Genomic DNA, 20,361 nt, shown 5'->3' with positions numbered 1-20,361 from the left:
CTTTCAATTTATGCATTTTATTTCATCACTTTTTTAAGTATGGAAAACATTATTTTTGCAAAGGCCTTCTTCAATGTTCCCAAGTTTATATTTGGAGCAAAATCATGATTCACCAAGCCAGTGTTTTCCCAGTATTTAGCATCAGCTTCTATTGGGTCTTCACTTAATGCCATAGCTCTCCATACATTGTAGAAAATCAAATCCATAAGTTTTGGTGAATGAAGTTTCTTGGAAGATACATCCTTATGGAACTTTTGAGAAATCTTGTTTATTTCTTCCCTATTGATGTCGTCCTTTCCGCCACAGGCATAAGTTATCTTATAGTTTTTATTGAATCCCCAATGCCTTAAGGTTTCATCGATGTATTTTGCAACATCCTTTTGGCCAGCTCCTGCTGTAGATACAACAATCAATGCTTTCTTGTCAAAGAATTCTGGCCTATGATATAAGTAAGCTGTATGGTCGAAGAAATTCTTAATGAGTCCTGTAACATTCATTGCATAAACTGGGCTTGTTATTATTAATCCATCTGCCCATTTGATCTTCTCCATAATTTCTTGCACAATCTCATTATGAGGGCAATGGTCTTCACCTTCCATAATGCATTTAAAGCAGCCATTACACATTGGCAGTTTGGCTTTCATCAATTGAATTTCTTCAAATTCTGCGTCTTCTCCTAAATTGCTTTTAGCTTGCTTAACCATGCTCCATGTATTTTTCTTTCTTGGAGATCCATTGATAATAACGTATTTCATCATAACACCTTTAAAATAATTTTATATGTCTAATTGTCCTTCAAGAACCTTCTTTTCCTTATATTCAAAGTTTTCATCAAATTCATCTACCCTCTTCTCATCAACATCAAATACTTCTGGATTGTAGAATATTCCCTTATCATAATCCCGATTCTTTAAAGTATTCTCATTTCCATTCAATATTTTTATCATGAAAAATGGATTTTCATCTTCAGTGTCTGTTTCTTCAAGGTAAATATTGTATTTTGATGCACTTTCGAAACCGAATCTGCTGTAGTATTCCTCATCACCTATTACAAAGATAAATGGGATGTTCATATCTTCTGCGAGCTTTAATGTATGTCTTATTAATTTTGATCCATAGCCATTGCTTTGATATTCCGAATCGATAGCTATTGGTCCAAGGACAGTTGCCTTTCCACTTCCTTCACTGACTTTAATGTCCACTCCATATCTATTTTCCTTATAAAGATTCAATCTGCCGTTTGAATAGTTTATATGGCCGATGATTTCATCATTTTCCTCTATTATGTATGCCAAGTCCTTTATGAAACTTGAATCATCTCTTAAGTTATGGACTATATAATGCTCATAAGCTCCTGGGCGATAAACGTTCCAAAAGGCATCTCTTACAAGATTTTCAACTTTTAGATAGTCCTTTTCCTCTTCCAATCTGATTGTTTTATTGTAGGATTCATCATTTTCCCTATTTTTTAAATCATAATCCTTGCCCTTATCTTTAGCATCAATCTTTACGGAATTGAAGAGTATTTTCATATGATTTGTTGTTCTTCTTTTGAAATCAATTAGGAATTTCTCATCATCTTCTGGATAATTTATTATGAAGTGTTCGTACAATAGGAATAATCCATAGTAATAGAATGATTCTGCAAGTTGTTTTATGTCAGCATCCTTCTTGATGAAGTTCATTTCTTTCATTAGATTAAAGAGGTCTTCCCAGCCATTGATTGCATACCCTATAATTGCTTCCTTTACAAATTTCTTTATCTTTTCGTTATGATAGGATTCAACCAGGAATATCCTTGTAATCTTCATCATCTTCTCTTCAGAGAGTTTTGAGATGAATCTATCGATTCCTTCCTTATAGAAATGGTCAAAATCCATATTCAGATTTTCCTTAGGTTGCATTACAGGAGCCTCTTCCTTTAGCATTTCGTTAATGTAATAGCTTAATATGGATTCTAATATTGATTCCTTGCTTTGATAGTGATTATAAATGGAGCTTTCCTTTATTCCAACTTCCTTAGCTATTTGCCGTATAGAAACCCCATCATATCCATATTGTGAGAATAAGTCAATGGAAACATCAAATATCTTTTCTTTTGTATTCTTTTTAGCCATATTATCATCTTTTTTATTAAAATGAAATTATTAAAATGAAATTAAAAATAAATCATAAAACTAACATTTGTTAGTTAAGATTGTATTTTATTATGTTGGCATTGATATATAAAACTAACGATTGTTAGTATAATTTTAAAAAAGATTATGGATCAGGTGATTTCAAATAGCTTTTTTGCATTTTCTGCAGTTATTTCAATAACTTCAGACTCTTCAATATCCAATTCTTCAGCTATTTTTTTAATGACGTATTTTATGTTCAGTGGTGTATTCATTTCCCCTCTTTTTTCTTCTGGAGGTAAATATGGTGAATCTGTTTCAAGAAGCACATGGCCAATGCCTATCTTATTCAGCATTTTTCTTGCTTTCTTGTTGTTTTTATAAGTGACTGTTCCGCCAACTCCTATATAGAAACCTAATTTGATGAATTCCACAGCCATTTCACAGGAACCTTGATAGGAATGCATGGATCCTACTACATTGTGCTTTTTCAAGATGTCATATGTATCTTGCATTGCCTTTCTGGAATGGACAATTATAGGAAGTTCATGTTTTTCGGCCAAGTTAAGCATTTTTTCAAAGAGTTCAATTTGCTTATCCTTATTTTCTTTTCCTTTGTAATAATCAAGGCCTATTTCCCCTACAGCGATGACCTTATCCTTTTCTAGTTGATTATCCAATATCGCAATGTCTTCATCTGTGATTTCATCTGCAAGAGTGTAAAAGTATCCTAAAGCGGCATAGACATTCTCATAATCTTCTGACAATTTCAATGCTTCTTCATTGCTTTCAAGGTCAGTGCCATTCAATATTAAGATAATATTGTTCTTTTGAGCCTCTTTTATTATTTCCTCTGCATTTTCCATTTCACTATTGTAAATATGGCAATGTGTATCGATGATCATTAAATTCCTCACATAAGAGATTATTTTTTCTGTTGATTAGAAAATTATTGCATTAAGTTTTTATTCTTTTAACCTCAATTATTATATAATCAATTAAATTAATTTAAATTTTTGGTGAACCTGGATGGATGAGAAGTTTTTAAGAACAGAAATGTTAATTGGAAAGGAAGGGATGGAAAAACTAAAGAATGCCAAGGTAGCTGTTTTTGGCCTTGGTGGTGTCGGTTCCTTCGTTTGTGAAGGACTTGCAAGAAGCGGAGTAGGCAATTTTGTTCTGGTGGATTTCGATAAGGTTGATGAGAGCAATATCAACAGGCAGATAATAGCTACAACAAAAACAATCGGCAGAAACAAGGTTGATGTCATGAAAGAGAGAATCTTGGATATCAATCCTGAAGCCAATGTTGAAATTTATAATGAGTTCTACTTGGCTGATAGCGAATCTGATGTCATTACAGAGGATTTGTCATATGTCGTTGACTGTGTTGACACTATAATGGCAAAGATTGCAATCATATGCAAATCCAATGAAATTGATGTTCCACTCATGTCCTGTATGGGAACTGGAAACAAGTTGGATCCTACAAGTTTTGAAATAGATGACATTTACAAGACTTCCTATTGTCCGCTTGCTAGAATAATGAAAAAAGATTTGAAAAAGAGAAATATAAAGAAGTTAAAGGTATTGTATTCAAAGGAACATCCTATAAACACAAATGATTGTGAAATAAATCAAAATGAAAAGAAGCATAAAGTCAAGGGCAGTGTTTCCTTTATGCCCCCTGTAGCAGGATTAATGATTGCTGGTGAGGTAATAAAGGATATTGCCATCAGATGATTTAATTATTTTTCTTCAACTATCTTTCCACTCATATGCTCTATTGTGATTTCATAAAGTTCTGTAACATCCAAAAGCTTGTCTATTTCTGACTTGGTCTCTTCTTCACTTGGGAAGAACTTGTTTCCTAAATGAGTCAATTTTTCTATTTTTGTATCTTTGTCCTTGATTGTTCTCATTTTTCCAAAGACAATCACGCTTTTGAATGTGTACCACCAGTCATCCTCTGCTTTTATGCCTTTATTCATCACGCAATAGGATACCTTATCATGCTTTTCGATTGCATCTCTTTTATGGCTTTCCTTTATAGTTCCATGGAAGTATATCTTTCCATCTACATAAACATGACTTAATGGTACAGCATAAGGATAATCGTCATCTCCAAGCACTGCTAAGACACCACGAGGTTCGTTAATTAAAATTTCTATGCATTCCTCTTCACTTAATGCCTGTTTCTTTCTTCTCATTTCTCTAAACATATTTAATAGTTTAGATTTACTTATAAAAATAGTTAATTAAAAGAATATTTTTTTTAAAATAAAATATTTAGAAATAGTAAAAAATAGGAACTAGAAAAATAGAAAAATAGAAAAAAATAAGTAAAATTGTAAAATTAAAAAAGAAAAAAAGTAACTGGTTAATTAAAACCAGTCTTTAGATGATTCTATAATCTCATCAACGATTATTGGTGCAGAACCAATGTAGGTATGAGGATCCATGATTCTTTCAACATCTTCTTTTGTTAAGAATTGGCTTGCATCAGGATCTTCAAGGATTAGGTCTGCAAGTAGCAATTTTTCCTTGTTTGCTTTGATGGCGTTCTTTCTTGCTACTCCATAAGCGGTTTGCTTACCCATTCCTGCTCTGGTAAGTTCTGCCATCAATCTTTCTGCCATGATCAATCCATTTGTGAAATTGAGGTTTCTTTCAATGTTTTCATCATAGAAGATGAGATTGTTCATTAACTTGATTGTTAAGTTGAGAATGTAATCAGTTAGAATACAAGCTTCAGGGAACATGATTCTTTCACAGGAAGAGTTAGTCAAGTCCCTTTCGTGCCAGAGTGGGTTGTTTTCCATTGCTGCATTTACATATGATTTCACGATTCTTGCAACACCACAAATACGTTCTGCAGTAATTGGGTTCATCTTATGCGGCATGGTACTACTTCCAACTTGCTTTTCAGGGTCGAAGAATTCTCCTAACTCTTGAATTTCAGTTCTTTGCAAGTTTCTAACCTCAAGAGCTATTTTGCTTAAGGTAGTTGCAATGTTAGCAAGGGTTGCTACGAATTCAACATGATTGTCCCTTTGCAATACTTGGTTAGTGATTGGAGCAGGTTTGAGTCCAAGAATTTCAGATACTTTCTTATGAACTTCCCAACCTTGGGTTCCAAGTGCAGCGGTGGTTCCTACAGCACCGTCCATCATACCAAGACAGACATTTTCCTTTGCATGCAATAATCTGTCGTATTGCCTGTGCAATTCATCTGCCCAGATTGCAAATTTCATACCATAAGTGGTTGGAAGTGCATGTTGACCATGGGTACGGCCAATGCAGACTTTCATCTTGTTCTCTTCAGCTAATTTAAGAATAATTTTAGTTAATCTTTCGATTTTCTCTTCCAATACTTCAATTGAATCCTTTAAAAGCAATGAGTTTGAACTGTCTACAATATCATTGGAGGTTGCTCCAAAATGAACATATTCTCCTGCTTCTCCTTCGCATACTTCACTTAATCCTTTTGAAAGGGAAGCGATATCGTGTTTGGTTTCTGCTTCAATTTCACTTACACGTTCTACGGTAACAAATTTGGTATTTGCTTTTGCCTTGATTTCATCTGCAAATTCCTTTGGTATGATACCAAGCTCTCCTTCAGCTTGAGCCAATGCAGATTCAATATCTAACATTCTTTGCTGCTTGTTTTCTTGTTCCCAGATTCTTTTCATTTCTGGAGTTCCATATCTAAATTCTATTGGATGTATTGCCATTTAAACTCTCCTTTAATTGTAGATAATTTTGATTAGATGTAATTTTTTTAAATTAAATATAATTTTTAAATTAAATATTATATTATATTTTTTTTTAAAATACATATCTATTTTTGAATTTTTGATTAAATATATTTTATTGATTTTCATATGATTTTTTCAATTAATTTATAAAGATTTATTAATAACCATAATAAATTATTATTTAGAGAATTAATATTAACGATTAATAATTTAAAAGTTAATTTTCTAAAATAATTATTAACTATTATTTCTTTATAGGGTGATATGTATGGATTTTAGTGTTAAAGATTTCAATGTAAGACTGCGAACAATTAAACTTTGGGAAATAATCATTGCAGTAGTCATTTCTTTTTTCTTGACCGGATTTGTTGAGGGATATTTTAATATTTCTTCTGCAGAATTGGAATATGTCCTTTTCTTCTGCTTTATGATGGTATTCTTTTTGATTGCCACATATGGTACAACAGGATTCAATAAGAATGTTAATGACTTGTTTAAAGCCAGTAGCATTCTAAGGGTTTTGATTTTAGCCGTTTCAAACATGTTTGTGGCAATTTTCATTCAAACCATGTTCTTCCCTTTGGATTCCCTTTTAAATATGGTCAATTCAATTTCCCTGCCTTTATTGGATGTGGTTACTGGAACAACTGATCCATTGATTTTCATTTTTGAGATGTTTTCAGCAATTATCATTGCACCAATTTCTGAAGAGCTGTTCTTTAGGGGAGTTTTATTCAATAGACTGAAAATCAGGAAAGGGTTTGTCTTTGGTTTAGTTGTTTCTTCAGTCATTTTTGGATTGTGTCATTTGAATTACCCTGATCATATTTCACATGTTATCTATACTTGCATAATGGGAATGACTCTATGCATTTTGTATTCAAGAACAGACAATTTGCTGTTGAATATGGTTGTGCATTCTGCATATAATCTTTTATCATATCTCCTTGTGTACACTCCATTGCAATATTTGATTTTAGGTGGAGAATTCAGTTCATTAATGGGTTTGCTCCTTATTTCATCATTGATATTTATTCCAGTTTATATTATTTATTTCACTTATAAGATGAAATAAGAGCATATTTAAAATTAATGGAAAAAGTTTATTAAGGGTAGTATGTAATATTAAAACACTTATTCAAAATGATTTTTAGATCTTAGGTGCATAAAATGGACTTTAATGTTACTGACTTTAATGTAAGGCTTAGAACAATCAGGTTAAGGGAGGCAGTTTTAGCTATTGCAATAGGATTTATCTTAAATGTAGTTCTAATTGGAATATTTCCTTCATTAGGGAAAAATGATAATTTAATGATCATGCCTCTTTTCATTTTTGTTCTCTTGTTCTTCATTTGGGCCTTAAGAGGCACTCATGGCTTAAGTGATGACTTTTCAAAGCTTTTTGAAAGGGATAATCGTAGAGAGATATTCTATATATTCCTAATAAATCTTTTATTTGTATTCCTGATAGTGGCATTCTTTGCAAATTTTGACATACTTTACGGTTCAGTATATCCTGATATGGAGCCCTTGTTGGATTTCACTCCAACACCTTTTGATCCAATATCCTTCATTCTTGATGTGATTTCTTCAGTCATACTTGCACCTATTATTGAAGAATTGTTCTTTAGGGGAGTTTTATTCAACAGACTCAAAATAAGAACTGGCATAATAGCTGCTATGATCATATCTTCAGCCCTCTTTGCTATTGGACATGAATTCGGTGGAATAACCAGTGCATTTCTCTTTGGAATCTGCATGTGCATAATCTATTTAAAAACAGACAATATCCTTATGACAATGTCAATCCACTTCTTAAATAATCTGGTGGCTGTACTTCTTGAAGTTGGCAATGCAGACGCTTTCCTATTCCAAATGCCGGTTGCACCTATCACATTGTTGCTTTCTATAGTTTCAGGACTTTTAATATTAGTTTACATCGTTGAAGAGATGAAGCGATTAAGGGCTTAGATTGTTTTTTCACATGTTTTTGCATTAATTCATATACTTTTTTTATCTTTTTATCTTTTTCTTTCTTCTGTTGTTTGTTTCGTAAACCCTCTTCCAATTTTTGACTATTTTCATAGAAACATTTATATATGATGTAAAATAATTTTTACATATAGGAATGTAAAATAATTTTTACATTTGGAATTTATTTATTACATTTGGAATGTATTTGTTACATGTTTATGTTTCTATATTAATCAGATATTGTTTAAGTGATCATATGAAAACAATTATAAGATATTTGAGGCAGGAGATTAAGTTAAGTCAACAGGATTTAGCGGAATCTGTTGGCGTAACTCGTCAAACAATCAATGCCTTGGAAAACGGACGGTATAATCCCTCTTTGCTTTTAGCATATAAAATAACAAGAATCTTGAATGAAGCCACTTATGGTGAAGATAGGGATTCCTATTTGAGCATAGAGGATGTTTTTAAATTTAGTGATGACGACTTTAAAAATTAAACGTTTCAAAGTTTGAAAGCTTTGATTTAAATTTTTTTATTATTACTTGTTAAAGGGGTTAAAAAGATGATATTAGATATTTATAAGGATTCTTTAGAATATTCTGCTAAAGACTTAAAGACTTTATTGGTATTGGGAGTAACATACTTCTTAAGTTTCCTTTTGCTTCCAATGTTCTTGATTTACGGTTATTCATACAGAGTTACTAAAATCTCTGTAGAAGGTATGATCAATGGAAATGATCCATTGCCTGCATTTGATAACATCATTGACATGTTTGTAGACGGTATAAAGGTGGTTCTGGTCTATCTGATTTACTTGATAGTTCCATTTATAGTATTCATCTTGTTTGCAGCAGTATCCAGCTCAATCGGAGGATATGGTGAATCTGCATTAATGGCAATAGGGTCTGTTATCACTGTTGTGCTAATCTTATTCGCTTACATTATGAGCATGTTTGGAGTGGCACATATGGCAAATAATGGCGATTCCTTATCTAAAGCGTTTGATTATAAGGAAATAATTGAAATCATCAAATCTGTTGGAGTTACAAGAAGCTTAGGAGCTTACATTGGTTTAATCATTATTTGTGTAGCAATTTATGCAGTTGTTTTCCTCTTGATCTTATTCGTATTCGGATTCTTCGGGATATTTACCGGAACTTTAGGATTTGATATGGCAGCTGGTGGAATATTTGTTGCAGGATTCTTTATAGCTTACTTCGTAATGTTGTTTATTGTAGGTCCTTACACCATGATAATGCAATCAAGAGTAAGCGGATTGTTATACAATCTCAATTAGATAATTAAAAATCATTAAAATTAAGAATAAACATTAAGAATAAACATTAAGAATTTACATTAAGAATTTACATTAAGAATTAACATTAAGAATTAAAATTAATTATTATTAATTATATTTTATTATTTTCTTTATTGGTGATTTTATGGCTAGTATTACTGATGTAGTTAAAGAAGGATTGAAATATCCTTTTAATGATGGAAAAAAGGTCTTGACTTTAGGTATCATATTCCTTGTTTCAAGTCTTGTCTCATTGGCAATGGAATATTTGGTCTTTGACAATATGAGGATTTTAGCGAACTTAGCTCCGGTTGATTCAGTTCAAGCAGCACTATCCGCTCTTCCTCCAAGCAGCTTGGCTTTGATTGTCTTGTCCTGGATTGTAACATTTGTATTGATGGTATTCGCTTCAGGATACATTTATGATGTTATTAAATATGGTATAGAAGGAAGATCTGAACTTCCAGAGTTCAGTGACATTAAAGGATTATTATTGAAAGGGCTTCGTGCATTCGTTGTTGGATTGGCATATTCCATTTTGCCTATGATTCTTTTCTTCCTTGGATTGATGTTAACTGTAAACGAATCTGTAGGCACTTCTGTAAATGCAATTGGTGGAATCATATTATTGCTTGCTATCATATTTGCTATATTCGTTTCTTTAGTGAATGTAATGGCATTATGCAATATGGTGGATAAGGATGAATTTGCTGCTGCATTCAGATTTAAGGAAATCTTGGGCTTAATCAAGAACTTAGGATGGGGAAGATTCATAGGAATTTTACTCTTCACTGTTATAGCAGTTATGATTATCACCGTATTCTGCGGATTCATATTCGGGGCTATTGCTGGAATTGTCAGCATGATTGTGGGCTCAGCATTTGTAATGGCTTTAATCAATATGATTCTTAACTCATTGCTTATCAATCCATTTGTCAGCATTGCAATCAGCAGAGTTTATGGATCAATTTACAAAGAAGCAACTAAAACTGAATTAGAAACTATCTAAAATAAGAAAATTAGAAACTATGGGTGATTTAACTAATAATTGTAAAATGGGTGATAAATTGAAAATCGATTCAAAAATTTCAACTGTTTTATCTGCACTCTTTGTTATTGCAATAGCAGTTTCAAGCGTTGGTGCAGTTGATTTGGTAAGCAATGGTATAGATAGCGCTAATTTTGCAATAGATATTCCATCAGGCAGTGACTTTGCTGAAGAGGCTACAACTAACTTGAATGTTGGAGATATGGCTATGAACATGGAAGTCTTTGCAAATCATGGGGACAATGCAAATAATCTAAGCACCATTGTGTATTTGAAAGATGATTCTAAGGATCAAAGCATTATTTCAGATGTTATTAATGATTTGAAAAAGGATGATCTTATCGTAGAGGAAAATGACAAGTATTTCATTGTAGAAACCAAAGATGCAAATAATTGGGATTTCCTTAATCTTGACATTGGAAATGGTATTGACAATTTATGGAACTTTGCTACTGGAATCTTTTCAGATGATTCCAATGTGAATGTCACAACTGGGGATGCTGATGTGCAGGTTTCTAAAGATGAAGGAATTCAGATTGTTGGTGATGACAACAGCACTGTTTCATTAAGCACTAAAGGATTGGCTGTTTCAGATCCAAATGGGGATAATGTTTCCATTTCAACTGATGGTGTAAATGTCAATGATTCAAATGGTGAAGATTCAGTGGATGTCAATTCTTCATTTGATGAGGATATCATTTCAAATGTTGATAATGCAGACTATGCAATTTGCATTGAAAATCCAGATGGCAATCAGGTAATTGTAATTGCGGGTAACGATTTGGAATTGTTAAAATCAATTGCAGAAACTGCTTCTTTTACTAATTAAAATCAGTATTTTAATTAGTTTTTATTTTTAATCTTTTATTTTATTTTTTCATTTTCTTTTTTATTCTTTTTTTAATTTTTATTCCAAGTCAATCAGTTCTTCAATTGACTTATATAACTCTTCTAAAACAGAATAAATCTTATCACCAATGACTATTTTAGGTTCCATATTAGCTCCATAGCTATTGAGCTCTTTGGATTTGTAGATGATCTTTACACTCCAAGTGAATCCTCCCTCTAAAGTGCAAGATTGATATTCCTCTTCAAGATCCCAAAGACCTATTCTTTCAACATCTTCCCAAATTTGGATCCACTTATCCTTGCTTATTCTGCTTATATCAATTAGCTCTGGATTCGGATTGTTTACCAAAAGGGAATTGTTCAATAGCTTAATGGATTTTGTTCCATTTAAATCGTGCTTGTAATTGATTTCAAATTCTTCTGGAATGTAGTCGATTGTCATGATTTGATTTCCTGAAATCTTCTTATTTTTATTAAAAATATGTTCGTTTAAACTTATATATTATAAAACTAAAAATTAAAATGAATATTAGATATTTTTTATATATTTTTGAAAGGTGAACTTAATATGATTCGATTAAATGATTTTTTAGATAAATTATCCATAATTAAGGTTTTATCCTTCTTTTTATTGATTATATTAGTTTTTACCTTGATTCCGATGGTCTTTAAGATTCATTTGGGGAGCTTATTTTTCAAATTCATCTTGTATGGAATCATGCTGCTCTTTTTTGCTTATGAGTTAAATAAAATTGATTTTGATGAAATCTCATTTAAAGCTGCTTTAAGAAAAGAGTATGATTCTATATTCAAGGTCTCTGATATTTGTCATATTTCATTTATTGTAATCGCAAATATCCTATTTGTTTCAGCGGTTTATTTTATATTGAGATATTTAAGCCATTTGTCAATAATCCACTTCAATTCTCCTCTTTTTGGAGATTTCAGAGCATTGGGCATTGCAATATTGGTTCTTTACCTTTTCACTGTAGTTATACTCGCTCCGATTATAGAAGAGTTATTGTTTAGAGGATTATTCTTAAGAAGATTCAATAAGGAATTGAATGTGACATCAGCTATTTTAATCTCTTCAGTGTTGTTTGGTATTTGCCATAACTTTGGAGGAATTTTAGGAGCTATACTATTCGGTATTTGCGTTTCAATTCTTTATATAAAGTCTAAAAATATATTGGAGCCTATATTTGCTCACTTTTTGAATAATCTCTTATCATTCCTTCTTGCATTAAGCGGAGTCGAATACTTGATTCAGTCCAATTTGATAATAATTTTCTTGATAATCATTTTAGCCATTGTCTCTAATTTTGTCTTGTTTAAGGCAATTTTCAGTGAATGGCCTGAGAGTATGGAATAGAATGATTTGTTCAGGAGAAATGTCTTTTGATTTATTAATCTAAATTAATTTTTTTATTTTTCATATTATTTTTTTATATTAATCATAAACTTTATATGACTATAAAATATAATTTAAGTTATGTTTAGATTTACAGGTAAAGAGATAAGAGATTTAATCATATCCTTTATAGTGATTGCTTTAGGATTTACCATTCTCTACTCCAATGGTGATTACAGCAATATAGGCTTGGTTTTCCCTATAGTTATGATTGGAGTGGGAGCAGGTTTCATTTTCCACGAATTAGGGCATAAATTTGTAGCAATGCATTATGGATATTATGCCGAATATGGGTTATGGCCTACAGGACTCATTATTGCATTGGCCAGTTCATTTTTCGGATTCATATTTGCAGCTCCTGGAGCAGTTGTTATTTATAGTAATGGTATGGAAGAGAAAACAAATGGTATCATTTCCATTGCAGGACCAATTGTAAATATCATTTTAGGTTTAATCTTCTTCCTTATTTTAGTATCTCTTGGGGATTTCGCATATACTGAAACTGGATATCTTGTCGGATTGACATGCGTTCTTGGTACAAGAATCAATTTCTTCTTGGCAGCTTTCAACCTATTGCCTATACCTCCTTTAGATGGTTCTAAAGTAATGGCTTGGAGTGTTCCTGTTTGGTTGATAACATTTGCAATCGCTGCACTTTTAGTTTTAATCTTCGGAGGATTTTTATAATTCCTCTAAATTAGAATTTTTAGCTGAAAATTTTATAAACTAAAAGTTTTAATATAAGAAATGATAGAAATAGTTAATACTTATAAAATTTATATTAATATTATAGTGTATTGATATAGTATATTGATGCTTAATTAATTAATCAAATTTAAAATTCAATAAAAAAATTCAAATTTATTCAATTATTTTAACGTGATATTTATGGCAAAAAAAGATAATAAAATCGGCATGCCTATGAGCGGGGCAGGTTTAGTAAGATATTTTGATGACGAAAGTGTAGGTCCAAAAATCGCTCCAGAAATAGTCATCGCACTTAGTGTAATTTTAGGAATCTTCTGTTTCATCTTAAGATTCTCTGTATAAACAAACTTTTAGAAAGTTTGATTAAACTTCTTTTCACTAGTTGAGTATTTGCTCTACTAGTTTCTTTTTTTAATTTATTTACTTTTATTCACTAGATTTACTTTGATTTAATTCTATTTTTTTTTAAATTATTCGTTATCTATTTTTTATATTTTTTCATGATATTTCTCAGGATATTTCAATTTCATATTAGTTTTTATATGCTCTCTTAATATTTTTAAATATGATAAGGAATATAATAATATTAGAGAAAAAATAAGGAAAAAATTAAATCATTACTTCACTTATTTGTTAAATTATTAGTAAATTTTTAGTCAGATTATTATTTTTATTTATCAGTGATTATAATGGATGCTGGAATGGATTATTTTGAAAGATTGGAAAGTGAAACTCTCAAGCTCTATGAGATAGCTAATGAGGCAAGATCCAAAGGGTTTGATGTTGAGTTAGAGACTGAAATTCCATTGGCAAAGGACTTGGCAGAGAGAGTGGAAGGGCTTGTAGGTCCTAAAGGCATTGCAAAGCGTATCAAAGAATTGGAAAAGGATATGTCTAGGGAAGAGGTTGCATTTGAAATTGCTGCTGAAATTGCATCTCAGGAATCAAATGAAACTGGTGCTAAGTTAGAGGCTGAAAAACAGGCTTTTGCTGACCAGGGACTTAGAACCGCTTTAGCTATTTTAACAGAAGGGGTGGTAGCGGCTCCTTTGGAAGGTATTTCAGGAGTAAAGATCAAAAGCAATTCTGATGGAAGCAAATATGTTGCGGTATACTTTGCAGGTCCTATTCGTAGTGCAGGAGGTACTGCAGCTGCATTATCCGTTCTTTTAGGTGATAAGATACGTGTAGCTACGGGCCTTGACATTTATAAGCCTACTGATGATGAGATAGAAAGATATGTGGAAGAAGTTGAGCTTTACGAATCTGAAGTTACTAACTTGCAATACTCTCCAACTCCTGAAGAGGTCAGATTAGCTGCAAGAAGCATTCCAGTTGAAGTCAGCGGTGAGCCAACAGACCAAGTGGAAGTGTCTCACAGAGACTTGCCTCGTGTAGAAACCAATAACATTAGAGGTGGGGCTCTTCTTGCGATGGTTGAAGGTGTTATCCAGAAATCCAAAAAGATTTTAAAATATGCCCACACACTTAATTTGGACAGTTGGGAATTCTTAGAGGAATATGCTAAAGGTGTAGGTTCATCTAAGGAAGAAGAGAGTTCTCCATCCGAGGGTGAAGAGGTTGTTGAGGAAATTGATGACAATATCATTGATAAGGATGAACTCTTTGAACATTCAAAGTATGCGCACGATATCATTGGTGGAAGGCCTGTTTTAGGATACCCTTCTGAAAAAGGAGGATTCAGACTCAGATATGGTCGTTCAAGAAACACAGGTCTTGCAACTATGGGTGTTCACCCTGCAACAATGGAGCTATTGGAATTCTTGGCAGTTGGTACACAACTAAAGATTGAAAGACCTGGAAAAGGTAACTGTGTAGTTCCTGTAGACTCAATTGAAGGTCCAACTGTTAAGTTAAAATCAGGTGAAGTCCGCAGATTGGATTCCATTGAAGATGCAAGAAAGGTTAAGGGGAAAGTTGTTGAGATTCTTTTCCTTGGAGACATGCTTGTTGCATTTGGTGAGTTCCTAAGGAATAACCAGCCAATGTTAGGTGCTTGCTGGTGTGAAGAATGGTGGATTGAAACAATAAGAAATTCAGAAAAATATCAATCATTCACCGATGATGAGAAAGAGGCATTCAATTTGAATTCATTGCAAACCAAGAAATTCACAGTTGAAGAGGCATTTAAGATCACTGAAGAGTTTAATGTGCCTTTGCATCCTGAATACACTTATTATTACAATGACATATCCATTAAGGATTTAGTTGATTTAGGCCAGTGGTTAGATACAAGAAGGGACTATCTGGAAAATGGATATCAAAATGGAGAGGATTTAGAACTTGAATTATCTTATCAAAAGAGAATTTTAGAAGTTATGGGCTTATGCCATAAGCTTAATGATGGGAAGGTAATAATTGACAAAGATCATGCTTATAGCTTACTTAAGACTATAAATGGAGACTATTCCAAGTATCTCTCTGATGAGTATTACAAGATGAAAGTCGTTGACATCATCAATGAGAATATAGATTTCGAGATAAAGGATAAGGCTCCATGCTATATCGGTACAAGGGTTGGTCGTCCTGAAAAATCAAAAGAAAGATTGATGAGACCCGCTCCTCATGTGCTTTTCCCTATTGGAAACAATGGTGGAAACAGACGTTTGGTTGCAGAAGCTGCCAAAAAGAAAAAGATTAAAGTCGAATTTGCAAGAAGGGAATGTACCAATCCTGATTGCAGATTAAGTTCATTCCAAGCTATTTGTCCACATTGTGGATCTCCTACTGTTATCGGCAAGTCCGGTCAAAAGGATATCAATTTGGCACATATGCTTTCAAAAGCTTCCAATAATGTAGGGGTTCGTAAAGTTGATGAAGTTAAGGGAGTTATAGGTTTAATCTCTGAAGACAAGCTTCCAGAACCTTTGGAGAAAGGTATCTTAAGAGCAAAGAATGAAGTGTTCACCTTTAAAGAAGGAACTATTCGTCATGACTCCACTGACTTGCCACTAACTCACTTCATCCCAAAAGAAATTGGAGTAACTGTTCCAAAATTATTGGAAATGGGATATACTAAAGACTGCTATGGTGAAGACATTGTCAGTGAGGATCAAATCATTGAACTTAAGGTTCAGGATATTGTAGTTTCTGATAATTGCGGTGAGTATTTGGTAGGTGTAGCTAATTTCGTGGATGATTTGCTTGAGAGATATTATGGAATGGAAAGGTTCTATAATGTAAAGGACAAATATGGCTTGATCGGGCATCTTATTGCAGGTCTTGCTCCACACACATCTGCAGGAGTATTGGGCCGTATAGTCGGATTCACCAAGGCATTAGGATGTTATGCACACCCTTATTTCCATTCTGCAAAAAGGAGAAACTGTGACAGTGATGAGGATTCCGTGCTATTGCTGTTGGATGCATTGATCAATTTCTCAAAATCATACTTGCCAAGCACTCGTGGAGGAAGTATGGATGCTCCTTTGGTTTTATCCACCCGTATAGATCCCGAGGAGATTGATGATGAATCACATAACCTTGACATATTTGAAAGATTCCCATTGGAATTCTTTGAAAGATCTCAGGAACCTTTAAAACCTGCAGATATGTTGGATTTGGTGGATAATGTTGCTAAGCATTTAGGTACTGACAGGCAGTATCATGACTTGATGTTTTCACACCATACTTCAAGCATTCATGCAGGGCCAAAAGTTTGCTTATACAAACGTTTAGGTTCCATGAAGGAGAAAGTGGAAGCTCAAATCAATTTGGCTGAACTCATTAGGGCAGTTGACCAAAGGGGAGTTGTAGAAGGAGTATTGTCCTCTCACTTCTTGCCGGACATTATGGGAAATTCAAGAGCTTTCTCCAAGCAGAAGGTTAGATGTCCTAAATGCGGTGCAAAGTATAGAAGAATGCCTTTAACCGGTAAATGTAAATGTGGTGGAGACCTGATTTTAAGCGTATCCAAGGGATCTGTAGTCAAGTATCTTGAAATTTCACAGAACCTTGTAAACAGATATCCTGTATCTCACTACCTTGAGCAAAGATTGGAAATTCAAGAATTTGGTATCAATTCATTATTTGAAAGTGATAAATCAAAACAAAGTTCATTAGATGTGTTCTTTGGAAAATAATTGTTGTTTGTTTCGCATTTGGGTAATGATTTCTATTGGATTCTTATTTCATTGATTAAGCTTAATACTAATGTTAATTCCTTAATCTATAATTTTTTATTTATTTAATTTTTTAATTTTTTTAAATTTGTTTTAAATATTTTCCAATCATAAGTATTACAATATATTTTGTTCGTATCAAAACGAATGATTTATATACATCTTATCACATATATTATTTCGTGAAGTAACTAACTTTTTGTATAGTTACTAACTTTCGTATAATTTCTAACGGATATTATACATGTAAGTACATAATTATTAGTAATCACTTTGAAAGTTTTATCTAAATTTTCATGATTACATAATTATTAAATTAATTATTTATTATTTGATTTTTTATTAAAATGAAGGTGTTAAAGTGGAAAAAGTCGATAATGTAGAAAACGATATTAGAAGAGCTAAAATCACCGTTAAGAAAAACAACGGTGTTTGTGAAGCTTTCAGTTATGAGAAATTGTTAAAGTCTTTAGTTATGGTTGATGCTCCATACTTTGAATCTGAAAGAATTGTCTCAACTGTTGTTGAAAACTTATACGATGGAATCAGCACTAAAGAGATCAAAAAGATTGTTTACGAATGCTTGGAAGAAGTAGATTCTGAATCAGCTAACAAATACTTAGCAAAAACTACTTTAAAAGTACGTTCTTCCAGAGATAAAATTGAAGCATTCGACATGGCAAAAATTGCAAGTACCTTAGTTGAAGAAACTGGTGCTTCCCAAGAAACCGCTTTTGAAATTGCTACTGAAGTTTGGAAAGAACTTAAAAAACTCAATGTCGAATACCTTACCGCTCCAATGATTAGGGAAATTGTAAACACAAAACTTGTAGAATACGGATTAGAAGATTTAAGAAGCAGATACACTCGTTTAGGTATTCCTGTTTACAACATCACTTCCTTAATTGAAAACGGTTCAAGAGACAATGCAAACATGATGCATAACCCTGAATCCATTCACAAATATGTTGCTGATGAAGCATTAAAACAATATGCTCTCTTACACATGTTACCAGCTCACTTAGCTGATGCACACATGTCTGGTGACATTCACATTCACGACTTGGAATTCTTTGCTGGAAGACCATTAAACTGTCTCCAACATGATATAAGAGCATTCATCAAACATGGTCTTAAAGTAGACGGTACTGGAGACCACACTTCAGTTGCTGCACCTCCTTCCCATATGGAAACATTAATGAACCATACTGGAGAAATCATGTTAGCAGCACAGCAAAACATGTCTGGTGGACAAGCTATGTCTCTCTGGAACGTATTTGTTGCACCATTTGCAACCGGCAGAAGTTATGATGAAGTAAAACAAGCTATTCAAATGTTAGTTTACAACTTGAACATGGCTTATGCAGCAAGAGGTTCCCAAGTTCCATTTACAAGCATGCAATTAGAATTCGGAGTTCCAAAATTCTTGCAAGATGTTACTGCATACGGTCCAAAAGGACAAGTAGTAGGAACTTATGCTGACTTTGAAGATGAAACCAGAATGATCCAAAAGGCATTCACTGAAATCTTGCTTGAAGGAGATTCCGAAGGTAAACCTCACTTATTCCCAAATACTATTTATACTTTACGTGAAGAGACCTTAAAAGGGGACTATGAAGACGATATCCGTTTAGTTCATGAACTTTCTGCAAAATACGGATCATCCTACTTTGTAAACATGTTACCTAAATACAGAGGTCAAATGGCTAACTATATGGGTTGCAGAACCTGTCTCCAAGACACCTGGACTGGTGACTGGGAACAAGACTGTTTAAGAACCGGTAACTTAGCTTACGTAACCTTAAACTTACCAAGAATCGGATACCAATCCAGAGATGAAAACGATGTATTCGAATACTTAGACAACTACATGGATTTAGCTGTTGAAACCTTAATGATTAGAAGAAACCAAGGTCTTAACTGTTTAAACAACTTTGACATCTTACCATTCTTAAATCAAGATGTTGATGGTGAGACCTATTACAGAATCCAAAACTCCACTTTATCCTTTGGTTTCTGTGGTCTTAATGAAATGTTGCTTGCATTATTCGGTGAAGGTATCGACAACCCAGATGCAAACAAATTCGGTATCAAATGTTTAGAATACATCAATGCAAGAGCAAAATCCTTACAAGAAGAAACTGGACTCAGATGGTCTGTATTGCAAACTCCTGCAGAATCAACTGCATACAGATTTGCAACCTTGGATAAAGAGCAATTCGGAGATAAAGCAATCTTACAAGGTGACAATGGAGCTAACTACTACACTAACTCCTCACACGTACCTGTAAACAGTGACATTTCCTTTGCAGACAAAGTTAAAATTGAAGGCCAATACCACAAATTAACTCCTGGTGGACACATCTTCCATGCATTCATGGGTGAATCATACTCTGATCCTGATGCATTAATGAGCTTAACCAATAAGATTGCAAGAAAATCTGACATTGGTTTCTGGGCTTACAGTTCAGCATTCAGTTTCTGTTTACACTGTAAAACCTTAATGAAAGGATTAAGCAACAAATGTCCTTCCTGTGGTGAAACTGCTGATGTGGAATGGTATGACAGAATTACTGGTTACGTACAACAAGTAGGTCACGCTAAATCTGCAAACGGTGGATGGAACGCAGGTAAACGTCAAGAATTAATCGACAGACGTAGATTTGAACAATAAGTTCAATCTACTTATCTTTGACTTATTGATTGATCTTGAAGTTTAATTGATTTATTAATTAATTAATTTTCATAGGCATTGTTTTTTGCCTATTATTTTAAATTTATTTTTATATAGAGCTTGACTCTATTTTTCCACTTAATAGGGTTCTTATTTTAGAATCCTATTTACATCCTTTAATGGCTATTTTTATAAAATTTCTATAAATTTTTAAAAAAATTTTCCAAATCTATTTTTTATTATAATTTTTTCCAGATTTTTTTGATTAATCTCTAATTTTTGTAATTAATTTTTTATAAGATGATAATAAAAATATATAATATAATAAATTATTAGGATATTTATATTGGATATTTATTATCGAAATATTATCAAAATAG

Annotated in this window: 18 protein-coding genes; 12 read left to right on the top strand and 6 right to left on the bottom strand. The window is 32.9% G+C overall.

The features are described 5' to 3' along the window. Positions 1–17: 17 nt before the first annotated feature. From VW161_RS00365 to VW161_RS00355, 3 genes are all read right to left on the bottom strand, one after another. Positions 18–755 carry an NAD(P)H-dependent oxidoreductase gene (locus VW161_RS00365; RefSeq protein ID WP_304086713.1) on the bottom strand — a complete coding sequence of 246 codons (738 nt, stop codon included), beginning with the start codon at positions 753–755 and terminating at the stop codon, positions 18–20. A gap of 21 nt (positions 756–776) precedes the next feature. Beyond that, positions 777–2,117 carry a GNAT family N-acetyltransferase gene (locus VW161_RS00360; RefSeq protein ID WP_325192630.1) on the bottom strand — a complete coding sequence of 447 codons (1,341 nt, stop codon included), beginning with the start codon at positions 2,115–2,117 and terminating at the stop codon, positions 777–779. A 152-nt stretch (positions 2,118–2,269) separates the two neighbouring features. Next, a complete protein-coding gene (locus tag VW161_RS00355) occupies positions 2,270–3,022 on the bottom strand; it encodes a TatD family hydrolase (RefSeq protein WP_304086719.1) in 753 nt (250 codons plus the stop codon). 124 nt (positions 3,023–3,146) lie between these two features. Here VW161_RS00355 and VW161_RS00350 point away from each other — a divergent pair, with 124 nt between their 5' ends. Further along, the gene (locus VW161_RS00350) at positions 3,147–3,860 is read left to right on the top strand and encodes a tRNA threonylcarbamoyladenosine dehydratase (RefSeq protein ID WP_325192629.1); all 714 of its coding nucleotides are present in this window, start codon (positions 3,147–3,149) and stop codon (positions 3,858–3,860) included. A gap of 5 nt (positions 3,861–3,865) precedes the next feature. Here the strand turns inward: VW161_RS00350 and VW161_RS00345 are convergent, their stop codons facing one another. Both VW161_RS00345 and purB read right to left on the bottom strand, forming a co-directional pair. Continuing rightward, positions 3,866–4,339 (bottom strand): pyridoxamine 5'-phosphate oxidase family protein, encoded by a 474-nt coding sequence (locus VW161_RS00345; RefSeq protein ID WP_304086726.1) that lies wholly within the window; start codon positions 4,337–4,339, stop codon positions 3,866–3,868. 162 nt (positions 4,340–4,501) lie between these two features. Then, positions 4,502–5,851 (bottom strand): adenylosuccinate lyase, encoded by a 1,350-nt coding sequence (gene purB / locus VW161_RS00340; protein WP_292786409.1) that lies wholly within the window; start codon positions 5,849–5,851, stop codon positions 4,502–4,504. A 292-nt stretch (positions 5,852–6,143) separates the two neighbouring features. On the opposite strand from purB, the gene VW161_RS00335 reads away from it, so the two are divergent. The 6 genes from VW161_RS00335 to VW161_RS00310 all read left to right on the top strand — a co-directional run bounded on the left by VW161_RS00335 (position 6,144) and on the right by VW161_RS00310 (position 11,026). Beyond that, positions 6,144–6,950 (top strand): CPBP family intramembrane glutamic endopeptidase, encoded by an 807-nt coding sequence (locus VW161_RS00335; protein WP_325192628.1) that lies wholly within the window; start codon positions 6,144–6,146, stop codon positions 6,948–6,950. A 95-nt stretch (positions 6,951–7,045) separates the two neighbouring features. Continuing rightward, positions 7,046–7,846 (top strand): CPBP family intramembrane glutamic endopeptidase, encoded by an 801-nt coding sequence (locus VW161_RS00330; protein ID WP_325192627.1) that lies wholly within the window; start codon positions 7,046–7,048, stop codon positions 7,844–7,846. 259 nt (positions 7,847–8,105) lie between these two features. Then, positions 8,106–8,348 carry a helix-turn-helix transcriptional regulator gene (locus VW161_RS00325; RefSeq protein ID WP_304093557.1) on the top strand — a complete coding sequence of 81 codons (243 nt, stop codon included), beginning with the start codon at positions 8,106–8,108 and terminating at the stop codon, positions 8,346–8,348. A 66-nt stretch (positions 8,349–8,414) separates the two neighbouring features. Further along, positions 8,415–9,149 (top strand): DUF4013 domain-containing protein, encoded by a 735-nt coding sequence (locus VW161_RS00320; RefSeq protein WP_304102283.1) that lies wholly within the window; start codon positions 8,415–8,417, stop codon positions 9,147–9,149. 145 nt (positions 9,150–9,294) lie between these two features. Beyond that, positions 9,295–10,158: a DUF4013 domain-containing protein gene (locus VW161_RS00315; RefSeq protein ID WP_304102286.1), complete on the top strand. Its 864-nt coding sequence runs from the start codon at positions 9,295–9,297 to the stop codon at positions 10,156–10,158. A gap of 58 nt (positions 10,159–10,216) precedes the next feature. After that, on the top strand, positions 10,217–11,026 hold the full coding sequence (locus VW161_RS00310) for a hypothetical protein (protein ID WP_304102289.1): 810 nt from the start codon (positions 10,217–10,219) through the stop codon (positions 11,024–11,026). A gap of 78 nt (positions 11,027–11,104) precedes the next feature. On the opposite strand, the gene VW161_RS00305 is transcribed toward VW161_RS00310, so the two are convergent. Further along, a complete protein-coding gene (locus tag VW161_RS00305) occupies positions 11,105–11,488 on the bottom strand; it encodes a hypothetical protein (protein ID WP_304102292.1) in 384 nt (127 codons plus the stop codon). 126 nt (positions 11,489–11,614) lie between these two features. Between VW161_RS00305 and VW161_RS00300 the strand changes: the two genes are divergently transcribed. The 5 genes from VW161_RS00300 to nrdD all read left to right on the top strand — a co-directional run bounded on the left by VW161_RS00300 (position 11,615) and on the right by nrdD (position 19,981). After that, positions 11,615–12,418, top strand: coding sequence for a CPBP family intramembrane glutamic endopeptidase (locus VW161_RS00300; RefSeq protein ID WP_325192626.1), 804 nt, complete (start codon positions 11,615–11,617; stop codon positions 12,416–12,418). 120 nt (positions 12,419–12,538) lie between these two features. Continuing rightward, positions 12,539–13,144 carry a site-2 protease family protein gene (locus VW161_RS00295; protein WP_304094580.1) on the top strand — a complete coding sequence of 202 codons (606 nt, stop codon included), beginning with the start codon at positions 12,539–12,541 and terminating at the stop codon, positions 13,142–13,144. Positions 13,145–13,345: 201 nt separating this feature from the next. Continuing rightward, positions 13,346–13,507 carry a preprotein translocase subunit Sec61beta gene (locus VW161_RS00290; protein WP_304086755.1) on the top strand — a complete coding sequence of 54 codons (162 nt, stop codon included), beginning with the start codon at positions 13,346–13,348 and terminating at the stop codon, positions 13,505–13,507. Between the two features lie 347 nt (positions 13,508–13,854). Further along, complete coding sequence (gene polC, locus VW161_RS00285; RefSeq protein WP_304086758.1) at positions 13,855–17,268, top strand: DNA polymerase II large subunit; 3,414 nt, start codon at positions 13,855–13,857, stop codon at positions 17,266–17,268. A gap of 400 nt (positions 17,269–17,668) precedes the next feature. After that, complete coding sequence (gene nrdD, locus VW161_RS00280) at positions 17,669–19,981, top strand: anaerobic ribonucleoside-triphosphate reductase (RefSeq protein WP_304086761.1); 2,313 nt, start codon at positions 17,669–17,671, stop codon at positions 19,979–19,981. Positions 19,982–20,361 lie beyond the last annotated feature (380 nt).

Origin of the sequence: Methanobrevibacter ruminantium, from assembly GCF_016294135.1 — an archaeon.
Classification (GTDB): Archaea; Methanobacteriota; Methanobacteria; order Methanobacteriales; family Methanobacteriaceae; genus Methanobrevibacter; species Methanobrevibacter ruminantium_A.
The sequence above is the reverse complement of the archived record's forward strand: the minus strand, read 5'-3'. Positions and strand labels throughout refer to the sequence as shown.

Bases quoted from the DNA above. Each gene is read 5' to 3' on its own strand.
- VW161_RS00325 (WP_304093557.1), top strand. From the start codon at position 8,106: ATGAAAACAATTATAAGATATTTGAGGCAGGAGATTAAGTTAAGTCAA.
- VW161_RS00350 (WP_325192629.1), top strand. From the start codon at position 3,147: ATGGATGAGAAGTTTTTAAGAACAGAAATGTTAATTGGAAAGGAAGGG.
- VW161_RS00335 (WP_325192628.1), top strand. From the start codon at position 6,144: ATGGATTTTAGTGTTAAAGATTTCAATGTAAGACTGCGAACAATTAAA.
- VW161_RS00320 (WP_304102283.1), top strand. From the start codon at position 8,415: ATGATATTAGATATTTATAAGGATTCTTTAGAATATTCTGCTAAAGAC.
- VW161_RS00365 (WP_304086713.1), bottom strand. From the start codon at position 755: ATGAAATACGTTATTATCAATGGATCTCCAAGAAAGAAAAATACATGG.
- VW161_RS00300 (WP_325192626.1), top strand. From the start codon at position 11,615: ATGATTCGATTAAATGATTTTTTAGATAAATTATCCATAATTAAGGTT.
- VW161_RS00345 (WP_304086726.1), bottom strand. From the start codon at position 4,339: ATGTTTAGAGAAATGAGAAGAAAGAAACAGGCATTAAGTGAAGAGGAA.
- VW161_RS00330 (WP_325192627.1), top strand. From the start codon at position 7,046: ATGGACTTTAATGTTACTGACTTTAATGTAAGGCTTAGAACAATCAGG.
- VW161_RS00295 (WP_304094580.1), top strand. From the start codon at position 12,539: ATGTTTAGATTTACAGGTAAAGAGATAAGAGATTTAATCATATCCTTT.
- polC (WP_304086758.1), top strand. From the start codon at position 13,855: ATGGATGCTGGAATGGATTATTTTGAAAGATTGGAAAGTGAAACTCTC.
- VW161_RS00355 (WP_304086719.1), bottom strand. From the start codon at position 3,022: ATGATCATCGATACACATTGCCATATTTACAATAGTGAAATGGAAAAT.
- VW161_RS00360 (WP_325192630.1), bottom strand. From the start codon at position 2,117: ATGGCTAAAAAGAATACAAAAGAAAAGATATTTGATGTTTCCATTGAC.
- VW161_RS00305 (WP_304102292.1), bottom strand. From the start codon at position 11,488: ATGACAATCGACTACATTCCAGAAGAATTTGAAATCAATTACAAGCAC.
- VW161_RS00315 (WP_304102286.1), top strand. From the start codon at position 9,295: ATGGCTAGTATTACTGATGTAGTTAAAGAAGGATTGAAATATCCTTTT.
- VW161_RS00290 (WP_304086755.1), top strand. From the start codon at position 13,346: ATGGCAAAAAAAGATAATAAAATCGGCATGCCTATGAGCGGGGCAGGT.
- purB (WP_292786409.1), bottom strand. From the start codon at position 5,851: ATGGCAATACATCCAATAGAATTTAGATATGGAACTCCAGAAATGAAA.